10 protein-coding genes are annotated in these 19,379 nt (G+C 74.2%); 8 read left to right on the top strand and 2 right to left on the bottom strand.

Going from position 1 to position 19,379, the window contains the following annotated elements:
* The first annotated feature begins 106 nt into the window (after window positions 1–106).
* The 7 genes from ACFVVX_RS25580 (at window position 107) to ACFVVX_RS25550 (ending at window position 13,617) form a co-directional block, all read left to right on the top strand.
* Window positions 107–1,171 carry a LacI family DNA-binding transcriptional regulator gene (locus tag ACFVVX_RS25580; RefSeq protein ID WP_387948956.1) on the top strand — a complete coding sequence of 355 codons (1,065 nt, stop codon included), beginning with the start codon at window positions 107–109 and terminating at the stop codon, window positions 1,169–1,171.
* Between the two features lie 432 nt (window positions 1,172–1,603).
* On the top strand, window positions 1,604–4,048 hold the full coding sequence (locus ACFVVX_RS25575; RefSeq protein ID WP_387948955.1) for a discoidin domain-containing protein: 2,445 nt from the start codon (window positions 1,604–1,606) through the stop codon (window positions 4,046–4,048).
* Window positions 4,049–4,097: 49 nt separating this feature from the next.
* Window positions 4,098–8,462 (top strand): NEW3 domain-containing protein, encoded by a 4,365-nt coding sequence (locus ACFVVX_RS25570; RefSeq protein ID WP_387948954.1) that lies wholly within the window; start codon window positions 4,098–4,100, stop codon window positions 8,460–8,462.
* Window positions 8,459–9,202: a hypothetical protein gene (locus ACFVVX_RS25565; protein ID WP_387948953.1), complete on the top strand. Its 744-nt coding sequence runs from the start codon at window positions 8,459–8,461 to the stop codon at window positions 9,200–9,202. The genes ACFVVX_RS25570 and ACFVVX_RS25565 overlap by 4 nt, the downstream gene beginning before the upstream one ends.
* A gap of 384 nt (window positions 9,203–9,586) precedes the next feature.
* A complete protein-coding gene (locus ACFVVX_RS25560; protein WP_387948952.1) occupies window positions 9,587–10,654 on the top strand; it encodes a DUF4157 domain-containing protein in 1,068 nt (355 codons plus the stop codon).
* A gap of 225 nt (window positions 10,655–10,879) precedes the next feature.
* Window positions 10,880–12,235, top strand: coding sequence for a helix-turn-helix domain-containing protein (locus ACFVVX_RS25555; protein WP_387948951.1), 1,356 nt, complete (start codon window positions 10,880–10,882; stop codon window positions 12,233–12,235).
* 92 nt (window positions 12,236–12,327) lie between these two features.
* Window positions 12,328–13,617: an MFS transporter gene (locus ACFVVX_RS25550; protein WP_387948950.1), complete on the top strand. Its 1,290-nt coding sequence runs from the start codon at window positions 12,328–12,330 to the stop codon at window positions 13,615–13,617.
* 52 nt (window positions 13,618–13,669) lie between these two features.
* Here the strand turns inward: ACFVVX_RS25550 and ACFVVX_RS25545 are convergent, their stop codons facing one another.
* Entirely contained in the window at window positions 13,670–14,098 is a 429-nt protein-coding gene (locus tag ACFVVX_RS25545; protein WP_387948949.1) for a protein-tyrosine phosphatase family protein, read from the bottom strand.
* 378 nt (window positions 14,099–14,476) lie between these two features.
* Between ACFVVX_RS25545 and ACFVVX_RS25540 the strand changes: the two genes are divergently transcribed.
* A complete protein-coding gene (locus tag ACFVVX_RS25540; RefSeq protein WP_387948948.1) occupies window positions 14,477–15,811 on the top strand; it encodes a cytochrome P450 in 1,335 nt (444 codons plus the stop codon).
* Window positions 15,812–15,926: 115 nt separating this feature from the next.
* Here the strand turns inward: ACFVVX_RS25540 and ACFVVX_RS25535 are convergent, their stop codons facing one another.
* A complete protein-coding gene (locus ACFVVX_RS25535) occupies window positions 15,927–19,133 on the bottom strand; it encodes a M28 family peptidase (RefSeq protein ID WP_387948947.1) in 3,207 nt (1,068 codons plus the stop codon).
* Window positions 19,134–19,379 lie beyond the last annotated feature (246 nt).

The following is a 19,379-nucleotide window of genomic DNA, read 5'->3' as shown; positions in this document are numbered from 1 at the left end:
TGGGGGATTGTGCTGACGTGCAGAACCTGACTTACTAAACCGGTCTAGCTGTTGCAGGGACTATGCTCCCGCCTAAACTTGGATGTCAAGAGAGGAGTCGGAACCTGTGGGCAGACCGACGATCGCCGACATCGCGCGCCAGGCCGGTGTCTCCAAGGGCGCGGTGTCCTTCGCGCTGAACGGGAGACCCGGGGTGAGCGAGGCGACCAGGGCCCGGATCCTGCGGGTCGCGGAGGACATGAACTGGCGGCCGCACAGTGCGGCCCGGGCCCTCGGCGGCGCCCGCTCCGACGCGGTCGGGCTGGTGATCGCGCGCCCGGCCCGCACCATCGGCGTCGAGCCGTTCTTCAGCCAGCTGCTGTCCGGACTCCAGGCGGTGCTCTCGGCCCGCTCGGTCGCGCTGCACCTGATGGTGGTCGAGGACACCGCCGCCGAGATCGAGGTCTACCGGCGCTGGGCCTCCGAGCACCGGGTCGACGGGTTCATCGTGGTCGACCTCCAGGTCCGCGACCCGCGGCCGGAGGTGCTGGAGGAACTCGCCCTGCCCGCCGTCGTCCTGGGCGGCCCCGGCAAGGGCGGCGGCCCGCTGCGGGTCTGGGCCGACGACCGGGAGGCGATGCTCTCGATCGTCGACTACCTGGCCGCGATCGGCCACCGGCGGATCGCGCACCTGGCCGGCCTACCGCACTTCCAGCACACCCAGCGGCGAATCCGCGCGCTGCGCGACGCCTCCCGGCGGCTGGGCCTGGAGGAGGCGGTCTCGGTGCCCACCGACTTCAGCGACGCCGAGGGCGCCGCGGCCACCCGGACGCTGCTCTCCCGCCCGCGGCGGCCCAGCGCGATCGTCTACGACAGCGACGTGATGGCGGTGGCGGGCCTCGGGGTGGCCGGCGAGATGGGCGTCGCGGTGCCCGGCGAGCTGTCGATCGTCTCCTTCGACGACTCGGTGCTCGCCCGGATCGTGCACCCCCCGCTGACCGCGCTCAGCCGGGACACCTTCGCGCTCGGCGAGCAGGTGGCCCGGAGCCTGCTCGAAGTGCTCGACGAGGCCGGCCCGGGCCGTGACCTGCAGATGCCCACGCCCCGCCTGACCGTCCGGGAGTCCACCTCGCCGCCGCCCGGCCTGCCGGGCGCTGCGCGGACCGTTGACAGCGGATCTGAACCGGTTTAGCCTCGCTGCGCCGAGCGGGGCACGCTCGGCGCGTCACCGCGGGCGGGGCACCGCCCCGCTCCCGCCGCCCGTCGCCGCACTCCGCCGCCGCCGCACCCGGCAGTGGCGGCGGTCCGGTGCACCGCCGCACCTCGTACCGCCGTAGTCCCGTACCCCGTACGGCCGCTCGCGCACCGCAGCACTCCCGCAGTCCGCACTCCCGCAGACCCGCACCTCGTACCGCCGCAGACCCGTACCGCCGCAGTCCCGCACCGCCGCGCCGGGCGCCGGCCGGCGGCGCCAGGCCGGGCCCGGCCTGCCCGAGCACCCCTGCCCGCGCACGCCCCTGCTGCCCGAGCACCCCGCACCACCGGCACCGCCGCGCTCGCACACACCCGGACCGCCCCCGGGCGGGCCCGCCCCCACCCTCCTCCGCCCGATCGGAGCCACCGCATGTCCCGACGCCTCCCCCTTCTGCTGAGCGCAGCCCTCGGGGCCGCCGTGCTGGGCGCCGCACCCGGCGCCCACGCGGAGCCCGCACCCGCCGCCCCGGCATCCGCCGCGGCCGCCCCGGGCAGCCAGCCGTACGCCTCGTACTGGTACCCGAACACCATCCTGAACTGGGACCCGGCCACCGATCCGGACGCCCGCTTCAACCGCTCCCGCGTCCCGCTCCAGCCGCGCACCACCGACCCGGCGCTCAGGGCCAACCCCAACGCCCGGGCCGGCGAGGGCAAGGTGGCCTCCCTGGTCTCCTTCGGCCCGACCTCCAACAACCCCTCGCAGGGCTCGGCCGACCCGAACTACTACGCCTTCGGCTACTGGCAGTACGTCGACAAGCTGGTCTTCTGGGGCGGATCCGCCGGCGAGGGCCTGATCCTCGCGCCCAACCCGACCGTCATCGACGCCGCCCACCGCAACGGCGTCAAGGTCTACGGCACCGTCTTCTTCCCGCCCGCCGCCTACGGCGGCCAGCTCCAGTGGGTCCGCGACTTCGTCCAGAAGTCCGGCAGCAGCTACCCCGTCGCCGACAAGCTCGCCCAGGCCGCCCAGTACTACGGCTTCGACGGCTGGTTCATCAACCAGGAGACCGGCGGCGGGGATTCGGCCCTCGCCACCGAGGTCCGCAACCTCATGCAGTACACCAAGGCGAAGAGCTCCACCGAGTTCATGTGGTACGACGCGATGACCGAGTCCGGCTCGGTCTCCTGGCAGAACGCGTTCACCACCGCCAACGACTCCTTCCTCCAGGAGGGCACCCGCCGCACCTCCGACTCCATGTTCCTCAACTTCAACTGGAGCTCCGGCGGCCTCGACTCCTCCCGCAGCCTCGCCCGCGGCCTCGGGCGCAGCGAGTACGACCTCTACTCCGGCATCGACACCGAGGCCAACGGCTACAACAGCGGCGTCGACTGGAGCACGCTCTTCCCGGCCGGCAAGCCGCACACCACCTCGCTCGGCCTCTACCGGCCCGAGTGGACCTGGAAGTCCGCCACCGACCGCGCCGACTTCTACGCCAAGGACGCCCGTTACTGGGTCGGCGCCAACAACGACCCGTCCAACACCACGACTTCGTCCAGCTGGAAGGGTCTCTCGACGTACTTCGCGGAGTCCTCGCCGATCACCGCCAAGCCCTTCGTCACCAACTTCGACTCCGGCCAGGGCGACTTCTACAACTCCGGCGGCACCCGGGTCGCCACCGGCGGCTGGAACAACCTGTCGCTCCAGGACGTCCCGCCCACCTACCGCTGGCTGGTCAGCTCCACCGGCAGCAAGCTGACGCCCTCGATCGACTTCACCGACGCCTACGAGGGCGGCTCCACGCTGCGCCTCACCGGCCGGCTCGACGCCGTCAACACCGTCCGCCTCTACGAGACCAGGCTCCCGGTCGCGGCGGACAGCAGGCTCTCGGTGGTCCTGAAGACCCCGGCCGCCGGGGCGACCGGCCTCAAGGCCGCGATCTCCTTCACCGACGCGCCCACCAGCTTCACCACCCTCGACCTCGGCTCGACCGGCGGCAACGGCTGGGAGCGCAGGACCCTCGACCTCTCCGCCTACGCCGGCCGCACGATCGCCCAGGTCGCCCTGCAGGCCGACGGCTCCAACCCCTCCTACGATGTGAAGGTGGGGCAGATAGCGGTCTACGACGGCGCGGTGGACGCCCCCGCCGCGCCGAGCGGGCTCACGGTGCTCGGCGCCACCGACACCGTGCCCGGCACCAGCCAGTCGCTGCGGCTGTCCTGGACGGCCTCCACGAGCGGGACCGTCCACCACTACGAGCTCTACCGGCGCAACCCGGACGGCACCCGCACCTTCCTCGGCGCGACCCCGTCCGACGCCTACTTCGTGAACCGGCTCGACCGGGTGGGCACCGAGAGCGCCAGCACCGTCGAGGTCGAGGCCGTCTCCACCGAGTACGGCCGCTCGACCGCTGCCACCGCCACCGTCTCCTGGACGGGCACCCCGCCGGCCGGCGGCAACCTGGCGCTGAACCGCCCGGCCACCGCCTCCGGCCAGTGCAACACCAACGAGGCCCCGGCGAAGGCGGTGAACGGCACCGTCAACGGCGGGAACGGCGACAAGTGGTGCACCACCACCTCGGCCAAGTGGCTGGAGGTGGACCTCGGTTCGGCGAAGCCGCTGTCGAAGTTCGTGGTCAAGCACGCCTCGGCCGGCGGTGAGAGCGCCTCCTACAACACCCGCGACTTCTCCGTGCAGGTCCGCAACTCCACCACCGACCCGTGGACCACCGTCGCCAACGTCACCGGCAACACCGCCGGGACGACCACCCATCCGGTCTCCACCACGGCCCGCTACGTCCGCCTGGTCGTGACCAGGCCCACCCAGACCTCCGACCCCGCCGCCCGCGTCTACGAGTTCGAGGCCTGGGGCGCGTAGCACCCGCCCGCGCCACCCCGCTCCACCCCTTCCCGAAAGGACCCTCCCCGTGCCGGTCACCATCACCGCCGTCGAAAGCACGGACCTGTTCACCGGCCCCGAGGACGCGCCGCGCCAGCTGCTGCGCGTGACCCTCGACGGCCCGCCCGCCCGGATCGCCGTCAGCGGCCCGGGCGTGCGCGGCGAGGCGGCCGGCACGGGGCTGGTCGAAGTCCCCCTGGAGATCACCGGTGCCGGGCCCGGCGCGCGGCTGCCCGTCACCGTCACCGCCCTCGCCACCGGTGGCGGCGCGGCCGACGGCGGTGCGGAGGCCGGGGGTGCGGAGGCCGGAAGAGTCGTCGATGGGGAGGGCGTCGTCGAGGCCGAGGGCGTCGTCGAGGTCGCCGAACCCGGCTGGACCATGTACCTCGTCTCGCACTTCCACTACGACCCGGTCTGGTGGAACACCCAGGCCGCGTACACCTCCCCGTGGGAGCTGCTCTCCGCCGACGCCACCACCCGCCCGCTCTGGGAGCGCAACGGCTTCGCCCTGGTCGACGCCCACCTGGACCTGGCGCTGCGGGACCCGGTCTACCGCTTCGTGCTCGCCGAAGTCGACTACCTGAAGCCGTACTTCGACCAGCACCCCGAGCGCCGCGAGACCCTGCGGCTGCTGCTGGAGCGCGGGCAGGTCGAGCTGGTCGGCGGCACCTACAACGAGCCCAACACCAACCTCACCGGCGCCGAGACCACCATCCGCAACATCGTCTACGGCATCGGCTACCAACGCGACATCCTCGGCGGCGACCCGCAGACCGCCTGGCAGCTCGACGTCTTCGGCCACGACCCGCAGTTCCCCGGACACCTCGCCGCCGCCGGCCTGACCGGCAGCGCCTGGGCGCGCGGCCCGTTCCACCAGTGGGGGCCGATCCAGAAGAACTTCCGCGAGGCCAAGGACGACGCCCGGGTGATGCAGTTCCCGAGCGAGTTCGAGTGGATCGCGCCCTCGGGCGAGGGCGTGCTCACCCACTACATGCCGCACCACTACTCGGCCGGCTGGTGGATGGACTCCTCCCCGGACCTCGCCACCGCCGAGCAGGCCGTCTACGAGCTGTACCGCAAGCTCAAGCCGGTCGGGGCCACGAAGAACCTGCTGCTGCCCGTCGGCACCGACTACACCCCGCCCAACAAGTGGGTCACCGGGATCCACCGCTCCTGGGCCGCCAAGTACCTCTGGCCGCGCTTCGTCTGCGGCACCCCGCGCGACTTCCTGGACGCCGTCCGCGCCGAACTCGCCGCCACCGGCCGCCGTCCCAGCCCGCAGACCAGGGACATGAACCCGGTGTACACGGGCAAGGACGTCTCCTACATCGACACCAAGCAGGCCCAGCGGGCCGCCGAGGTCGCCGCCGTCGACGCCGAGAAGCTCGCGACCCTCGCCACCGTGCAGGGCCTGGGGCGCTACCCCGAGGCCGCGCTCGACAAGGTGTGGCGCCAACTCGCCTACGGCGCGCACCACGACGCGATCACCGGCTCCGAGTCCGACCAGGTGTACCTGGACCTGCTCGGCGGCTGGCGCGAGGCCCACGACCTGGCCGCCGAGGTCCGCGACGCCGCGCTGGACGCCCTGACCGCCCGGATCGACACCCGCGGCCCGGGCACGGCCGTGGTCGTCACCAACACGCTCTCCTTCGACCGGACCGACCTGGCCGTCGTCCGGCTCCCCGAGGGCGACCGCGCCGTCCGGGTGCTGGACGACACCGGCGCCGAGGTGCCCAGCAGCGTCGACCGCGGCACCCTGCGCTTCCTCGCCGCCGACGTGCCCGCCCTCGGCTGGCGCACCTGGCGCCTGGTCGCGGGCCGGGCCGCCCCCGCCTGGTCGCCCGCCGAAGGCTCCACCGCCGCCAACGGCCGGTACCGCGTCACCGCCGACCCGGCCCGCGGCGGCGGCCTGACCAGCGTCCACGACCTGCTGCACGAAAGGGAGTTGATCCAGGGCGGCCGGATCGGCAACGAACTGCGCGTCTACGAGGAGTACCCGCAGCACCCCGACTTCGGCGAGGGCCCCTGGCACCTCGTCCCCAAGGGCCCGGTCATCGGCTCCGGCGAGCGGCCCGCCGCCGTCCGCCGCGAGTGCGGCCCGCTCGGCGAGCGCCTGGTGATCGCCGGCACCGTCGACGCCGTCCGCTACGAGCAGACCGTCACCCTCTGGCACGGGCTGGACCGGGTCGACTGCCGGACCAGGGTGGTCGACTACTCCGGCGCCGACCGCCTGCTGCGGCTGCGCTTCCCGGTGGACGTCCCCGGCGCGCTGCCGGTCAGCGAGGTCGCCGACGCGGTCGTCGGCCGCGGCTTCGCCCTGCCCGACGTGGACTCCGCCGAGGCGCCCTGGACCCTCGACAACCCCGCCAACACCTGGTTCGGCCTCGGGGCCACCGCCCGGGCCGTCCTCACCGACCCGGCCGGCACCCCGCTTGGCGAACGGGCCCTGGGCGTCGCCGAGGTGGTCGTGCCGGACCTGGACGCCGCCGCCGGCGCCCGCGACCTGGTCGTCGCCCTCGCCCGGGTCGGCGTCACCGCCACCACCTCCGGCGCCGACTGGGCCCGGTACGGCTGGCTGGACGTCGACTCCAACCTGCCGGACTTCCGGATCGTCCTCGGCGGACCCGAGGAGAACGACGCCGCACGGGAGTTGATCGAGCGTGCGGGCGAGGAGTACGCCGCCGCGCTCAAGGCGCACGGCGCCGTCTGGGTGCCCGCGCTCACCCCGCTCGCCGAGGTCTGGCAGCCCGGCGCCGACCTGCGCGACCTGCGTGCGCTGCCCGCCCTGGTGACCACCGACCCGGACGCGCTCACCCGCGACCTCGCCGACGCCCGGATCGGCGCCGTCTGCCCGGGCGCCATCCACGAGCAACTCGCCGACCACACCGTCGCCCTGCTCACCTACGGCCTGCCCGGCTTCGCCGTGGACGCCACCGGCGCGCTGCACCTCTCGCTGCTGCGCTCCTGCACCGGCTGGCCCTCCGGGGTCTGGATCGACCCGCCCCGGCGCACCCTGCCCGACGGATCCTCCTTCCAACTCCAGCACTGGACGCACGAGTTCAGCTACGCCCTGACCGGCGGAGCGGGCGACTGGCGCGCCCTGGCACTGCCCGCACAGGGCCAGGAGTTCAACCACCCGCTGTACGCCCGGCTTTCCGGCGGACCGGGGGAACAGGGCGACCGGGACGGAACGGCAGGCCAGGGCGGAACGGCAGGCCAGGGCGGAAGCGCAGGCCGGGACGGAAGCGCCGGCCAGGGCGGTCAGGACGGCCCGCTGCCCGCCAGCCTCTCCTGGCTGCGCGTCGAGCCGCAGCGCGAGGTCCTGCTCGGCACCCTCAAACCGGCCGGGAACCCGATCGCCCACGGCTCGGCCGCCCCGACCGGCGGCGACCTCGCCCTCAGGCTGGTGGAGTCCACCGGCCTCGGCCGCACCGCCGTCCTCGGCGGAGCCCTCGGTCTGACCGGGCTGCGCCGCGCCGACCTGCTGGAGCGCCCGACGGCCGAACTCCCCGGCCTGGTCGAGCTGACCGGCTCGCAGATCGCCACCGTGCTGGCCCGGCCGACCCTGGCCGCCGCCGGCACACCGGACGCACCCGTGCTCGGCCAGGTCGCCGAGGCCGCGCAGCCCGTGCACGCCCGCTACTGGCTGCACAACCGGGGCCCGGCCCCGCTCGGCTACCTCCCCGTCTCGGTCGGCGTCTCACCCGGACTGCTGCGCACCGGGGGCGAGCCGGTCGAGCTGTCCGTCGCCCTCTCCTCCCAGCTGACGGACGCCGCCGTCGAGGGCACGGCCACGGTACTGCCCCCCGAAGGCTGGCAGGCCGGACCGGGCGCCCGCCCCTACCGGTTGCAGGCCGGCGGCCACCTGCGCTTCCCCGTCACCCTCACCCCGCCGGCCGGCGTCGAACCCGGCCTGTACTTCGCCGCCGTCCGGATCTTCGACGGCGGCCAGCAGATCGAGGACGTGGTGACCGTCGCGGTCGGCGCGCTGCCCGAGCTGCTCCCGGCGCCCGGCGAGGCCCCGGAGGACTGGACCGCAGCCCAGGGCACCAAGGCCGCCACCGGCCGGGACACCGGCCTGACGGTGGCGGCGGGCCAGGCGTCGCTGCACGTCGCCCCCGGCGGCCGCGCCACCCTCGACGTGCTGCTGGCCAACCGCACCCGCGGCGAGATCCGCGGCGAACTCCAGCTCGTCTCGCCCTGGGGCAGCTGGGAGGCGGTGGCCGCGCCGGTCCGCGGGTTCACCCTCGCGGCCGGCGCCGAGGACCGGTTCGCGTTCGAGGTCGCCGTCCCCGAGGACACCAACCCCGGGGCCTACTGGGCGCTCACCAAGGTGATGTGGTTCGGCCGCTGCCAGTACTCGCCGACCGTCGCCCTGGTGGTGGAGCCGTGACCGCGCCCGCCGAGGCCCCCGTACTGGGTCTGCTCGACGGCCGCCCGCTGCCGCGCACCGAACTGGACCGCCGGCTCGCCGCCCTGCGGGCGGGCCCGCGCTCCGCAGCGCTGCCCCGGCCCGGCAGCTCGGAGGACCGGCAACTGGCGCGGTGGGTCGCCCAGGTGCTGCTGACCGAGGCGCTGTGCGCGGCGGTCGCCGCCGAGCGCGGCCTCGGTGACCCGGCCGACCCGGCGGACCCGGCGGATTCGGCCCCCGCCAGGCTCGACCAGCGGGCCGCCGTCGAGCTCGGCTCCATCACCGCGGCCGCCTACGAGGGCAGCGCCGCCGTCCGGGCGGTCTACGCGGCGGTCACGGCGCAGGTCGCGCCGGCACCGGGGGAGGTGGAGCGGTACCGGTCGCTGACCGACCGCAGGCCGCCCGGCACCGTGTGGCGCGTGGCCACCCCCGAGGGCGAGTTCGAGGCCGACCCCGAGACCCTCCCGACCGCCCTGGCCGCCGCCCTCCGGCGGGCCGCACCCGGGGAGTGGGTCACCGCGGGTCCCTGGACGGCGGCCCGGTACTCGGAGGCCCGCGATGCTCCCGAGGCTCCCGACCCGGCCGCCGGGGTCGGGGCGGCCGCCCGCCGCGCCGCCTTCGTCCGCTGGCTCGACCGGGCCCGGGCCGAACGCCTCACCCTCGTCCCGGGCCTGGAGCACCCGGGCGACCCCGCCCAACCGGACAACCACCACCGGCACTGAAACCGGCCTGCCGAGCGGACACTTCGCGCCCGCTCGGCAGGCCGGCCCGGACCAGCTCCGGGCGGTGGCCGACCGACGCGGGCCTGCTCCTGACCGGCAGGATCGGCCGGACAGGACCGGGGGTAGCCCCGGTGCCCTTTTGGGTAGAGTCGAGTGCGGCGCCGATGTTCCGGGAGCGCATCGCCGCAGGTGGAGCGGGAGTCGGCGGCCACCCGCCCGAAAGGCCGTGCGGCCACGGGTTCCTGAGACAACGCGACGCCTCTAGGTTCGGATCATCAGAGCTTCAACCGAGGAGGCCGGATGCACGCGCATGACAGGACGTCCCGATCCGCCGCTCCGGGCGTCCGCGGCAGGGCGGCACGCTCGGGCCCGCCCGGCGGGCTGATGGGACTGCAGGCGAGTGTCGGCAACCAGACGGTGCTGCGGATGATGCAGCGTGCGCGGGAGGAAGAGGAGCACCAGCACGGTGAGGGCTGTGGGCACGAGCAGCCCGTTCAGCGGTCCGAGGTCGAGGCCGGCCTGCGGACGCACGGCCGCCCGCTGGACCGCGACACCCTGGCCCGCAAGGAGGACCAGTTCCAGGCGGACCTGTCCGGGGTGCGGGTGCACACGGGGGCCGTCGCCCGGCAGGCGGCCGCCTCCGTCCAGGCGCGGGCGTTCACGGTGAACCAGGACATCGTGATCGGGGAGCACGGCCGCGACGCGCAGACGCTGGACCACGAACTCACCCACGTGGTCCGCAACCAGCAGCGGACCTCGACGGGACACCCGACGGGCGGCGGGTTCAACATGACCCATCCGCACGACGGTGAGGAGCGCGAGGCGGCGTCGAACGCGGCGCGGATGCGTTCGGGCGGAACCAGCACGGTACAGGGCCAGGGCGCGGGCGGCGCCGGCGCGCCCGCCACCGCCTCGGGGCCGGTCCAGCGCTGGTACGACGACCAGGCCGATCCGCTGCTGTTCAACGGGCCTCGGGAGATCCCCGTCAAGCAGCCGCGCAACGCCCAGACCCAGGCCCAGGTGAACGCCTTCGTCGACGGGCTGGACCGGTTGGACTGGTACGCGCGTACCCGCGAGTCCCTGATCGACAACTCCGAGAGCCGCAGCGTCGTCGACCCGTTCTCGGAGACGGGCCAGCCCGTCCTGATGTGGCAGTGCGCGTCCTGCCGGCGCGGCGTCACGTACCCCGGCATCGACATCGGGCACCGGGTGCCGTGGCAGCAGTACCTGCGGGCCAAGGGCGTCACCACCATGGACGAGGCGAGGGTCGCCTACAACGACCTGAACAACCTGCAGATCGAGTGCGCCACCTGCAACCGCAGCCACGACTTCGAGCGGAACGCCGCCGGCGAGTACCTCAGCGGCGACGACGACTCGGAACACACCAGCGACCGGGAGTTCATCGCCTCCTCGGACAGCGATTCCTCCAACCGGATGTCCACCTCACCGTGACGGGTCCGGTGCCGACACCGGGGAACCGGACGGCGCGCGGCGACGTGTCGAGGTAGGGACTCCGTCGTCCGGGAGGGCTTGCCCGCACTCCGGTGCCGGCCCCCTCCCGGCCGTCGGCCTGCCCGGGCGGCTCGGGCGGCTCGGGGCGGCGGAGTGGCGGCAGATACCCTGAGCTGCGGTTTCGGCGAGGTCGGGAACGCCGGAACGGAACGAGGGGATGCTGGGATGGGTGCGGAGAGCGACGATCTCGCGGCGATGCTGCGTGCACTGAAGGACCGCTCGGGCCGCAGCTACGGCTCGCTCGCCGCCCGGCTGCACGTCAGCACCTCCACCCTGCACCGCTACTGCAACGGGGCCGCGGTGCCCACCGAGTACGCGCCGGTGGAGCGGCTCGCCCGGGTCTGTGGGGCGGGTGCCGACGAGCTCGTCGAGCTGCACCGCCGCTGGATCCTGGCGGACGCGGCCCGGCGCAGGGAGCCGGGCGGGGCGGCGGCCCGGGCCGGTGCGCCGGCGCCCTCCGCCGAGCCGAAGGCGGAGCCGGCACCCGAACCGGAGCCGGCGGCCAAGGTAGTTCAGGCGGCCGAGGCGGCCGAGGCGGCCCAGATGGCCCAGGTGGAGCTGGCGGACCAGGTCGAGCGGGCCGGTGCCGAGCGCCGCCGGCGGCGGCTGCCGTACCCCCGGGCCCTGCTGAGCGCGGCGGCCGTGGTCGTCCTGGCCGCGGCGATCCCGGTCCTCGGGCTGGGCGACCGCAGCCCCAGCCCCGCCCCCGCCCCGGTCGCGGCCCCGCAGCCGTCGGCGGCCGACGGCAGCGCCCCGGCCGCGGCGTCCGGACCGCCCGCACCCTCCGCGACCGCCGCCGCACCCTCCTCGGCCGGCCCGGTTCCCCCGACCTCGACCCCGACAGCGTCGGCAGCGTCCGGGCCCGCGCCCACCGCCTCGGCCACGGGCGCCGCCGAGGACCCTCCGCCCTTCCACGTGAACGTCCTGACGGACAACTGGGGCAGCGCCTGCGACCAGTGGTTCCTGGCGGCCAAGGCCCCGGGCGCGATGCCCGCGCCGCCGACCACCCCGCGGACGGACAGCTGGGCGGCCGCCCAGCACGCCGTCCCCGGCGGGCACCTGCGACTGCAGCTGACGGCGCAGGGCGCGAGCGCCAAGCCGGTCGTCCTGCACACCCTCTACGTGCACGTGGTGAGCGCCGGGCCGGCGCCGAAGTGGAACGCCTACACGATGGGCTCGGGCTGCGGCGGCGGTCTCACCCCGGCGGCCTTCTCGGTGGACCTCGACGCCTCGGCTCCCCGGCCGGTCCCCGTCGCGGGGACGGAGGGCGCCGCGAAGTCCCGGACCTCGGACTTCCCGTACCAGGTCTCGGCCACCGATCCGCAGGTGCTGAACATCGACGCCGGCACCGCCTCGCAGGACGTCAGCTGGTACCTGGACCTGGTGTGGAGCAGCGGCGACCGCCAGGGGACGCTGAGGGTCGACGACAACGGCCGCCCGTTCCGGACCGCGGGCCTGAAGGGCGCGCCGCACTACTTCTACCAGGACGAGCGCAGGGGCTGGGCCCCCGGCGGCGGCTGACCGTCGGCGGCTGGCCGCCCGCCGACGGCGTCTCAGTTCCCGTGACCTGGCCGCGCGGAGGGCCTCCGAGGGCCGCTGTTAGCCTGTTTGGCATGATCAGGAAGAGTGCCGGTCCGCAGATACCCGACGTGCCGACACCTAGCGGCCCGCAGCGTGCCCTCATCGCCGCGAGCTTCATCAGCCGGGTGGGCAACGGGCTGTTCAACACCGCTTCGGCGCTCTACTTCACGCTGGTCGTGCACCTGCCCGCAGGACAGGTCGGTGCCGGCCTCACGATCGCCGGGCTGGTCGGGCTGCTGGCGGGGATCCCGGCCGGGAACCTGGCCGACCGGTACGGGCCGCGCACGGTCTGGCTGGTTGCCGTCGCGATGCAGGCCGTGACGATGGCCGCCTTCGTCCTCATCCACGACTGGGTCACGTTCACGCTCATCGCGACCCTGGACCGGCTGGCGGCAACGGCGGGCGGCTCCGCGGGCGGTGCGCTCGTGGCCCGCAGCGGCGGTGAACGCCCGGCCGCCTTCAGGGCGAGACTGCGCACGTACGTCAACCTCGGCGTGGTCCTGGGCACCCTCGGCGCCGCCTTCGCCGTCTCGGTCGACACCCGGGCGGCCTACACCGTGCTCATCCTCGCCAACGCCGCCAGCTTCGCCGCCGCCGGCCTGATCGGCCTGATCGGCGTCCCGAACTACCGGCCCCTGCCCCGACCGGAGGAGCACCACCGCTGGGCGGTCCTGTCCGACCGGCCCTTCGTGTCCTTCGCCGCGCTCTACGGCGCCATGGGCCTGCAGTACCAGACCGTCTCCCTGCTCCTGCCGATCTGGCTCTCCGCCCACTCCGACGCGCCCCGTTGGACCGTGGCGGTGGTCTACGCGGTCAACAGCGGCGTGTGCGTGCTGTTCCAGAGCCGGATCGGCTCCCGGGTGGAGACACCGAGCCAGGGCGGCCGGGCGTTCCGCCTCGCCGGGCTGCTCTTCCTGGTCAGCTGCCCCCTGATGGCCCTGACCGCGGACGTCCCGACCTGGGTCGCGCCGGCGCTCGCCGTCCTCGCCGTGTGCGTGCACAGCCTCGGCGAGGTGTGGGAGTCCTCGGGCGGCTACACGCTCGCGTTCGAACTCGCCCCCGACCACGCCCAGGGGCAGTACCAGGGCTTCTTCGGCCTCGCCTTCAACGCCGGGCAGGCCCTGGCCCCGGTGGTCCTCACGACGGCGGTGCTCGGACTCGGACACGCGGGCTGGCTGCTGCTCGGCGTGTTCTTCGCGGCCCTGGGCGCGGCGGGCCCGCCGGTGGCCGCCTGGGCGGAGCGCACCCGCCGCCCCGGCCACGAGACGGCCGGCGCGCCCCAGGGACAGCCCGACGGGACCCCGCTTCCCGACGGCGCCTAGTGCCGCAGCCGGGAGTGAAGCGCCCGGCCCCGGTGGCCGACGGACGATGCCGCTACCGGAAGCGGGAGACGAAACGGCGTTGCCAGGGTGTCTCGACGGCGCGCGGAGCGTAGTGCTCCCGGACGTAGGCGACGGCCTCACGGTTGGGCACCCCGTCGAGCACGGCGAGGCACGCCAGCGCGGTGCCGGTCCGTCCGCGTCCGCCGGCGCAGGCGATCTCGACGCGTTCGGTCCCGGCGCGGGCCCATGCCTCGCGCAGCGCGTCGGCGGCCGCGGCGCGGTCGGACGGGAGCCAGAAGTCGGGCCAGCGGAGCCAGCGGCTCTCCCAGGCGACCTGCGGTGGCCGGTGGCCCAGCAGGTACAGCGCGAAGGTGGGCTGCGGGCCCTGCGGGAGCGGCCGGCTGAGCCCCCGGCCGCGGACGAGCCGGCCCGAGGGCAGTCGGAGCACGCCCGGCGTCGTGAGGTCCCATGTAGCAGTCACGGTGCGAGCCTAGTGCCGCGTCAGGCGACCTTCGCCCCGTCGCGACGCCCGGCACTAGTGCCGCGTCAGGCAACCTTCGCCCCGTCGCGACGCCCGGCACGCACTCTCGCCGCACCGGCCGAAAGCCCAAGTACGTCCAGTACGAGGACTTCCGGCCGGCACGCCGATAGCACGCACCGGACGCCGCTCCTTGACGGGCAAAAGCTGCCTGACGCGGCACTAGCCTCCGGCGCCCGGGCGCCGGAACCCCGCTCGGGCGCGCAGGGTTGCGGGTAGCATACGCAGCGTCCTTGACGCTCCGTCAGCGGCCCCGGAGTGCGTTGCGCACCGCGGGCCCGGTCGGAGCCGCCCGCTCTCGGCGTCGCGCAGGAGTAGCCCGTGGCCACCCGGATCCCGCCCACCGCCCCCGTCCTCCCGCAGCCGCCCGGCGCCGACGACGGTCCGCCCCCGCCGGAGCTGCCCGCCGCCGCCGTGGACCGCTGGCGCGCCGAGGGCGGCGGGATGGTCGACCTGCTGCGCCTGGTCCAGCGGCTCGGCCCGGTGGCCGCCGTCCGGCTCGGCCCGCAGCCGACCGTCCTGGTCACCGGCCCGGAGGCGGTCCAGCACGTCCTGGCCCACCACCCGGACCGCTACGTCAAGCGCTCGCACCGTGCCCGGATCCTGGTCGGCGACGGCGTGCTGTCCGCTGCCGGGGACGCCTGGAAGCGTCAACGGAAGGTGCTGCAGAGCCAGTTCACCGGCCCCGGGATGCGCCGCTTCGAGCAGCGGATCGACCGGGCCGCCGATCGCTGCGCCGACCGCTGGGCGGGGTACGCCCGGACCGGGCAGGAGGTCGACCTTGCCGCGGAGCTGCGGCACTTCGCCCTGGACACCATCTGGCGCGCCCTCACCGGCCACGCCCTCGACGACCGGACGGCCGGCGAACTCGCCACCGTCGGACGGGTGGTGACCGCCCTGCCGGTGCTGCCCGCCGACGCCGTCGACGCCCGGGCCGCGGTGGCCGAGGAGCTCGCCCGGATCGACGCCGTCGCCCTCCGCGCGATCGACGCCGCCCGCACCGGCGGCCCCGGACCGCACGGACCGGGCCTGCTGCACGTGCTGCTCGATGCCGGCGCCGACCGGGCCGAGTACACCGACCGGCTGATCCGGGACGAGCTGGTCACCCTGCTGGTCGCCGGCCACGAGACCACAGCCACCACGCTGACCTGGCTGTACCTCTTCCTGGACGGCCACCCCGAGGCCCTGGAGCGGGCCCTGGCCGCCGGCGGGCCGCAGTCGCCCGAGCGGCGGGCCGCGATCCAGGCCCTGGTCAGCGAGACCCTCCGGCTCTACCCCGTCGCCTGGCTGCTCCCGCGCCACGCCACCGAGGCCGATCTGGTCACCGGCCACCGGATCGAGGCGGGCACCGACGTACTGGTGTCGCCCTACCTGACCCACCGGGTCGCGGAACTCTGGCCGGAGCCCGACCGCTTCGACCCCGAGCGCTTCACCACCCCCGGCCGCCGGCCCGCGCACCCGGGCGCCTACCTGCCGTTCGGGATCGGCGCCCGCGCCTGCCTGGGCCTGCAGTTCGCGCTGCGCGAGACGACCGTCCTGCTGGAGCGGCTGCTGCCCGCGTACCTGCCCCGGCTGCGGACGGCCCCGCCCGGCCCGGTCTTCGACTTCACCGTCCGCCCCGACGGCCCGGTCCCCGCCGTGATCACCCGGCGGTGACGCCCGGAGCACGCCGACGGCCCGGCCCGAAGCCCCCGGGCCGGGCCGCCTTCAACGGCTGTGCCGCGGCTCGCCCCTCAACGGGCCGCGGCACACCCTGGTCCCTCGGATGGGGTCAGAGGCGCTGCCAGAGGGCGGGGACGATCGGCGGCTCCCAGCCGACCTGGGCCTGGTGGCCCTGGATGCAGCGGTAGCTCACCCCGTTGTAGGTGACGGTGTCACCCGCCTTGTAGACCGTCCCGGCCGCCCAGGTGCCGCCCGGGTTGCCCGGGTCGGTACCGACGACCAGCGAGTAGGTGGTGGTGTGGGTGGCGCTTCCGGTACCGGTCACGGTGATGGTGTACGTGCCGGGGGCGGTCGAGGAGCCGACCGACACCGTCAGCGTCGAGGACGAACCGGCCTGCACCGAGGACGGGTTGAAGGAGACGGTGGTGCCGCTCGGCGCGCCGGAGGCGGTGAGGTTCACCGTCTTCGAGCTGCCCGAGATGACGGAGGTGCTGACCGTCGCGGTGGTGGTGCCGCCCGGGAGGGCGTTGCCGGTCGTCGGGCTCACCGCGAGGGCGTAGTCGTCGGTCGGCGTGGTGGTGCCCCCGACCGAGGTCTTCCACAGGGTGTACGCGACGCCGTCGGCGCTGCGGTCCAGCGCGATGGAGCTGATGTTGGCCGTGGTGTCGCAGGACTGGTGGTAGCAGGAGTCGTACGCCCGGTTGGCCGTGCCGCCCCACTTCGCGGCCTGCGTCGAGGACTTGGTGGCGCTGGCGCCCGCCGCGTACCCGGAGGTGGGGATGCCGCCCTGCTGGAAGGAGTAGTCGTCGGAGCGGCCCTGGCCCTCCACGTTCTCCTCCGGCTGCAGGCTCAGCGAGTCCCAGTACGCCTTCATCGGCGCGGCGGCGGCGGAGTTGATGTTGTTGATGAAGTAGCCGGCGTTGGGCGAGCCGACCATGTCGAAGTTGTAGTAGCCCTTGATGGCGGAACGCTGCGTGGAGCCCAGCTGGTTGACGTAGTACTGGGAGCCCTGGAGGCCCTGCTCCTCACCGGTCCACCAGGCGAACCGGACGTGCCGGGTCAGGGTGGGGTTCTGCTGCGCCAGGACGAGCGCGGTCTCCAGCAGGACGGCCGAGCCGGAGCCGTTGTCGTTGATGCCGGGGCCGGCGGCGACGCTGTCCAGGTGGGCGCCGAACATCGTGACCTGGTCGGTGGGACCGCCCGGCCAGTCGGCGACCAGGTTGTTGGAGGAGTAGGTGCAGGAGGTGCAGGTCTGCTCGGAGACGGTGTAGCCGGCGGCCTGCAGCTTGGCCTTGATGTAGGCGACGGACTGCGAGTGCCCGGCGCTGCCGGCCCGGCGGTTGCCGCCGTTCTGCGAGGCGATGGTGTTCAGCTGGGTCAGGTGCGCCTGCACCTTGGCCACGTCGATGTCGGGCGGGGTGCCGCCCGGGGTGCCGCCGTTCACCGTCAGCGTGTACTGCGCGGTGTGGGTGACCGAGCCGGCGGCGGTGACGGTGATCGGGTACGTGCCGGGGGCCGTCGTGGCGGAGGTCGACACCGTCAGCGTCGAGGACGAACCGGTCTGCACCGACGACGGGTTGAAGGTGACGGTGGCGCCGCTCGGCGCGCCCGAGGCGCTCAGGTTGACGGTCTGCGCGGAGCCGGACACCACGGCGGTGTTGAGCGTCGCGGTGGTCGAGGAGCCGGGCTGGACCGAGCCGGAGCCCGGGGCGAGGGTCAGCGAGAACTCGTCGCCGCCCTGCGGCGTGCAGGTGGGCTCACCGCTCTGCGCGGGCACGCTGACCGCGTCCCAGGCCGCCTTGGTGCGGTTGAAGGCGGTGCAGCTGGTGTCGAGGCTCTTGGCGGCGGTCAGGGTGGTGACCCGGTACTTCTTGTAGGTCATACCGCTGGTCTTGAGCAGCATGCCGCCGTAGAAGATCCGCCCGGCGTCCTTGATGCCCACACCGGTGACGGTGGAGTTGTTGCAGGTCGGGCTGGTGGGCTTGCCGCCGCCCGGGGTGGAGCCCTCGGCGAGCAGGTAGAACCAGTGGTTCAGCGGGCCCGCCGCGGCGTGCACCTCGGTGCTCGGGATCGAGGAGGAGTAGCAGTTGGGGTTGTTGCTCACCAGCGAGGGGTTGTACATGTTGCGGATCGGCCCGCTGCCGACCAGGTTGATCATCTCACCGACGAGGTAGTCGGGGTTGTCGTACGGGGCGGGCTCGTTGGCGTACGCCTCGGTGAGCGCGCCGAAGATGTCGCCGGTGCCCTCGCCGAGGCCGTTCTCGTTGTTGGCACCGCCCGGCGTGTACTGGTCGATCCCGTGGCCGAACTCGTGGCCGACGACGTCGATCGAGGCGATCCACTCGTTGGCGTTGTTGTGGCCGATCGAGACGGAGGTGCCGTCCCAGTAGGCGTTGACGTCGTTCAGGCCGACCTTGACCGGCCAGCTGCCGCCGTTGCCGTTGTGACCGTTGCGGCCCAGCCAGTCACGGAGCATGTCCCATTCCTTCTGCGCCGCGAACATCACGTCGGCGCAGCCGGTCTCCTTGCTGGTCGGGTTGCCGGTGCCCCAGGAGTCGGAGGACTTGGAGAACACCTGCCCGCTGCTGTAGTCGGCACAGGTGAGCCCGGGCCGGTTGGGGTCGCGCAGCGAGTACGTGCTGCCGGAGGCCGTGGTGCTGATGGTGACCGGGGCGGGGCCGTTCCACTTGCTGTTGGCGGTGCCGGCCTGGACGTCGTCGTAGCTGTCGACGACCTCGCCGGTGTGGGCGTCCACGAAGACGTGCAGCCGGCTGGGGGCGCTGTCGGTGCGGCCGGAGAGCACGGTCTCCCAGGCGAGGCGGCTGGTGCCGTCCTTGACCCGGACCACCAGGCGGCGGCTCTCGACGCCGGTGACGGCGGCCAGCTTGGCGCGGGAGGTCTTCTCGGCCTGGGCGGCGCTGACGGTGGCCTTGGTGGGCACGCCGATCGGTCCGGTGGCGGCGGACTGGAGGCCGCGGATCCGGCCCTGTCCGTCGGCCAGCACGACGGCGTCGCCGCCGACCACCGGCAGACCGCGGTAGCTGCGCTCGTAGGCGACGGAGTAGATCCCGTCGACCCACGGGGTCACCGTCTGCCGCTCGTAGCTCTCGTCCGGGCCCTTGGCGAGGGCGTCCAGACCGGCGGCGGTCGCCTGGTCGGCGGCCGAGACGGCGGCGGCCAGTGCGCTCGGCGGGGCCGGTGACGGGTTGGGCGCGGCGGTGGCCGCCCCGCCGGTGGTGGTGGCGAGCAGTCCGGCCAGGACGGTCAGGGTTGTTCCGGCCGTCAGCAATCTGCCCTTGGTTATCTTGCGTTGCATCGAGGCTCCTCGGAGGTGGGGGTCCTCGACCGCGGACGTCGCGCTTGTGGCGCTCTCTACGGGGCCGCCCGGCGGACGGCCGGTGCGGGGGGTGTCCGCGCTCGGGTGCCGGAACCCTCACACGCCGTCATGCCCCGGTCAACGGCTTGGTCTTGGCGACGGCGGCTTCGGCAAGTTCTGTCAAACCCGGCGCTCCGGCGAGCGGGCGGTCCGAAAATTGGTTGAGACCACCTCATGTACGGACCG

The organism is Kitasatospora sp. NPDC058170 (assembly GCF_042883905.1).
In the GTDB taxonomy this organism is placed as follows: domain Bacteria; phylum Actinomycetota; class Actinomycetes; order Streptomycetales; family Streptomycetaceae; genus Kitasatospora.
This window is presented reverse-complemented; position numbering and strand designations above follow the sequence as displayed.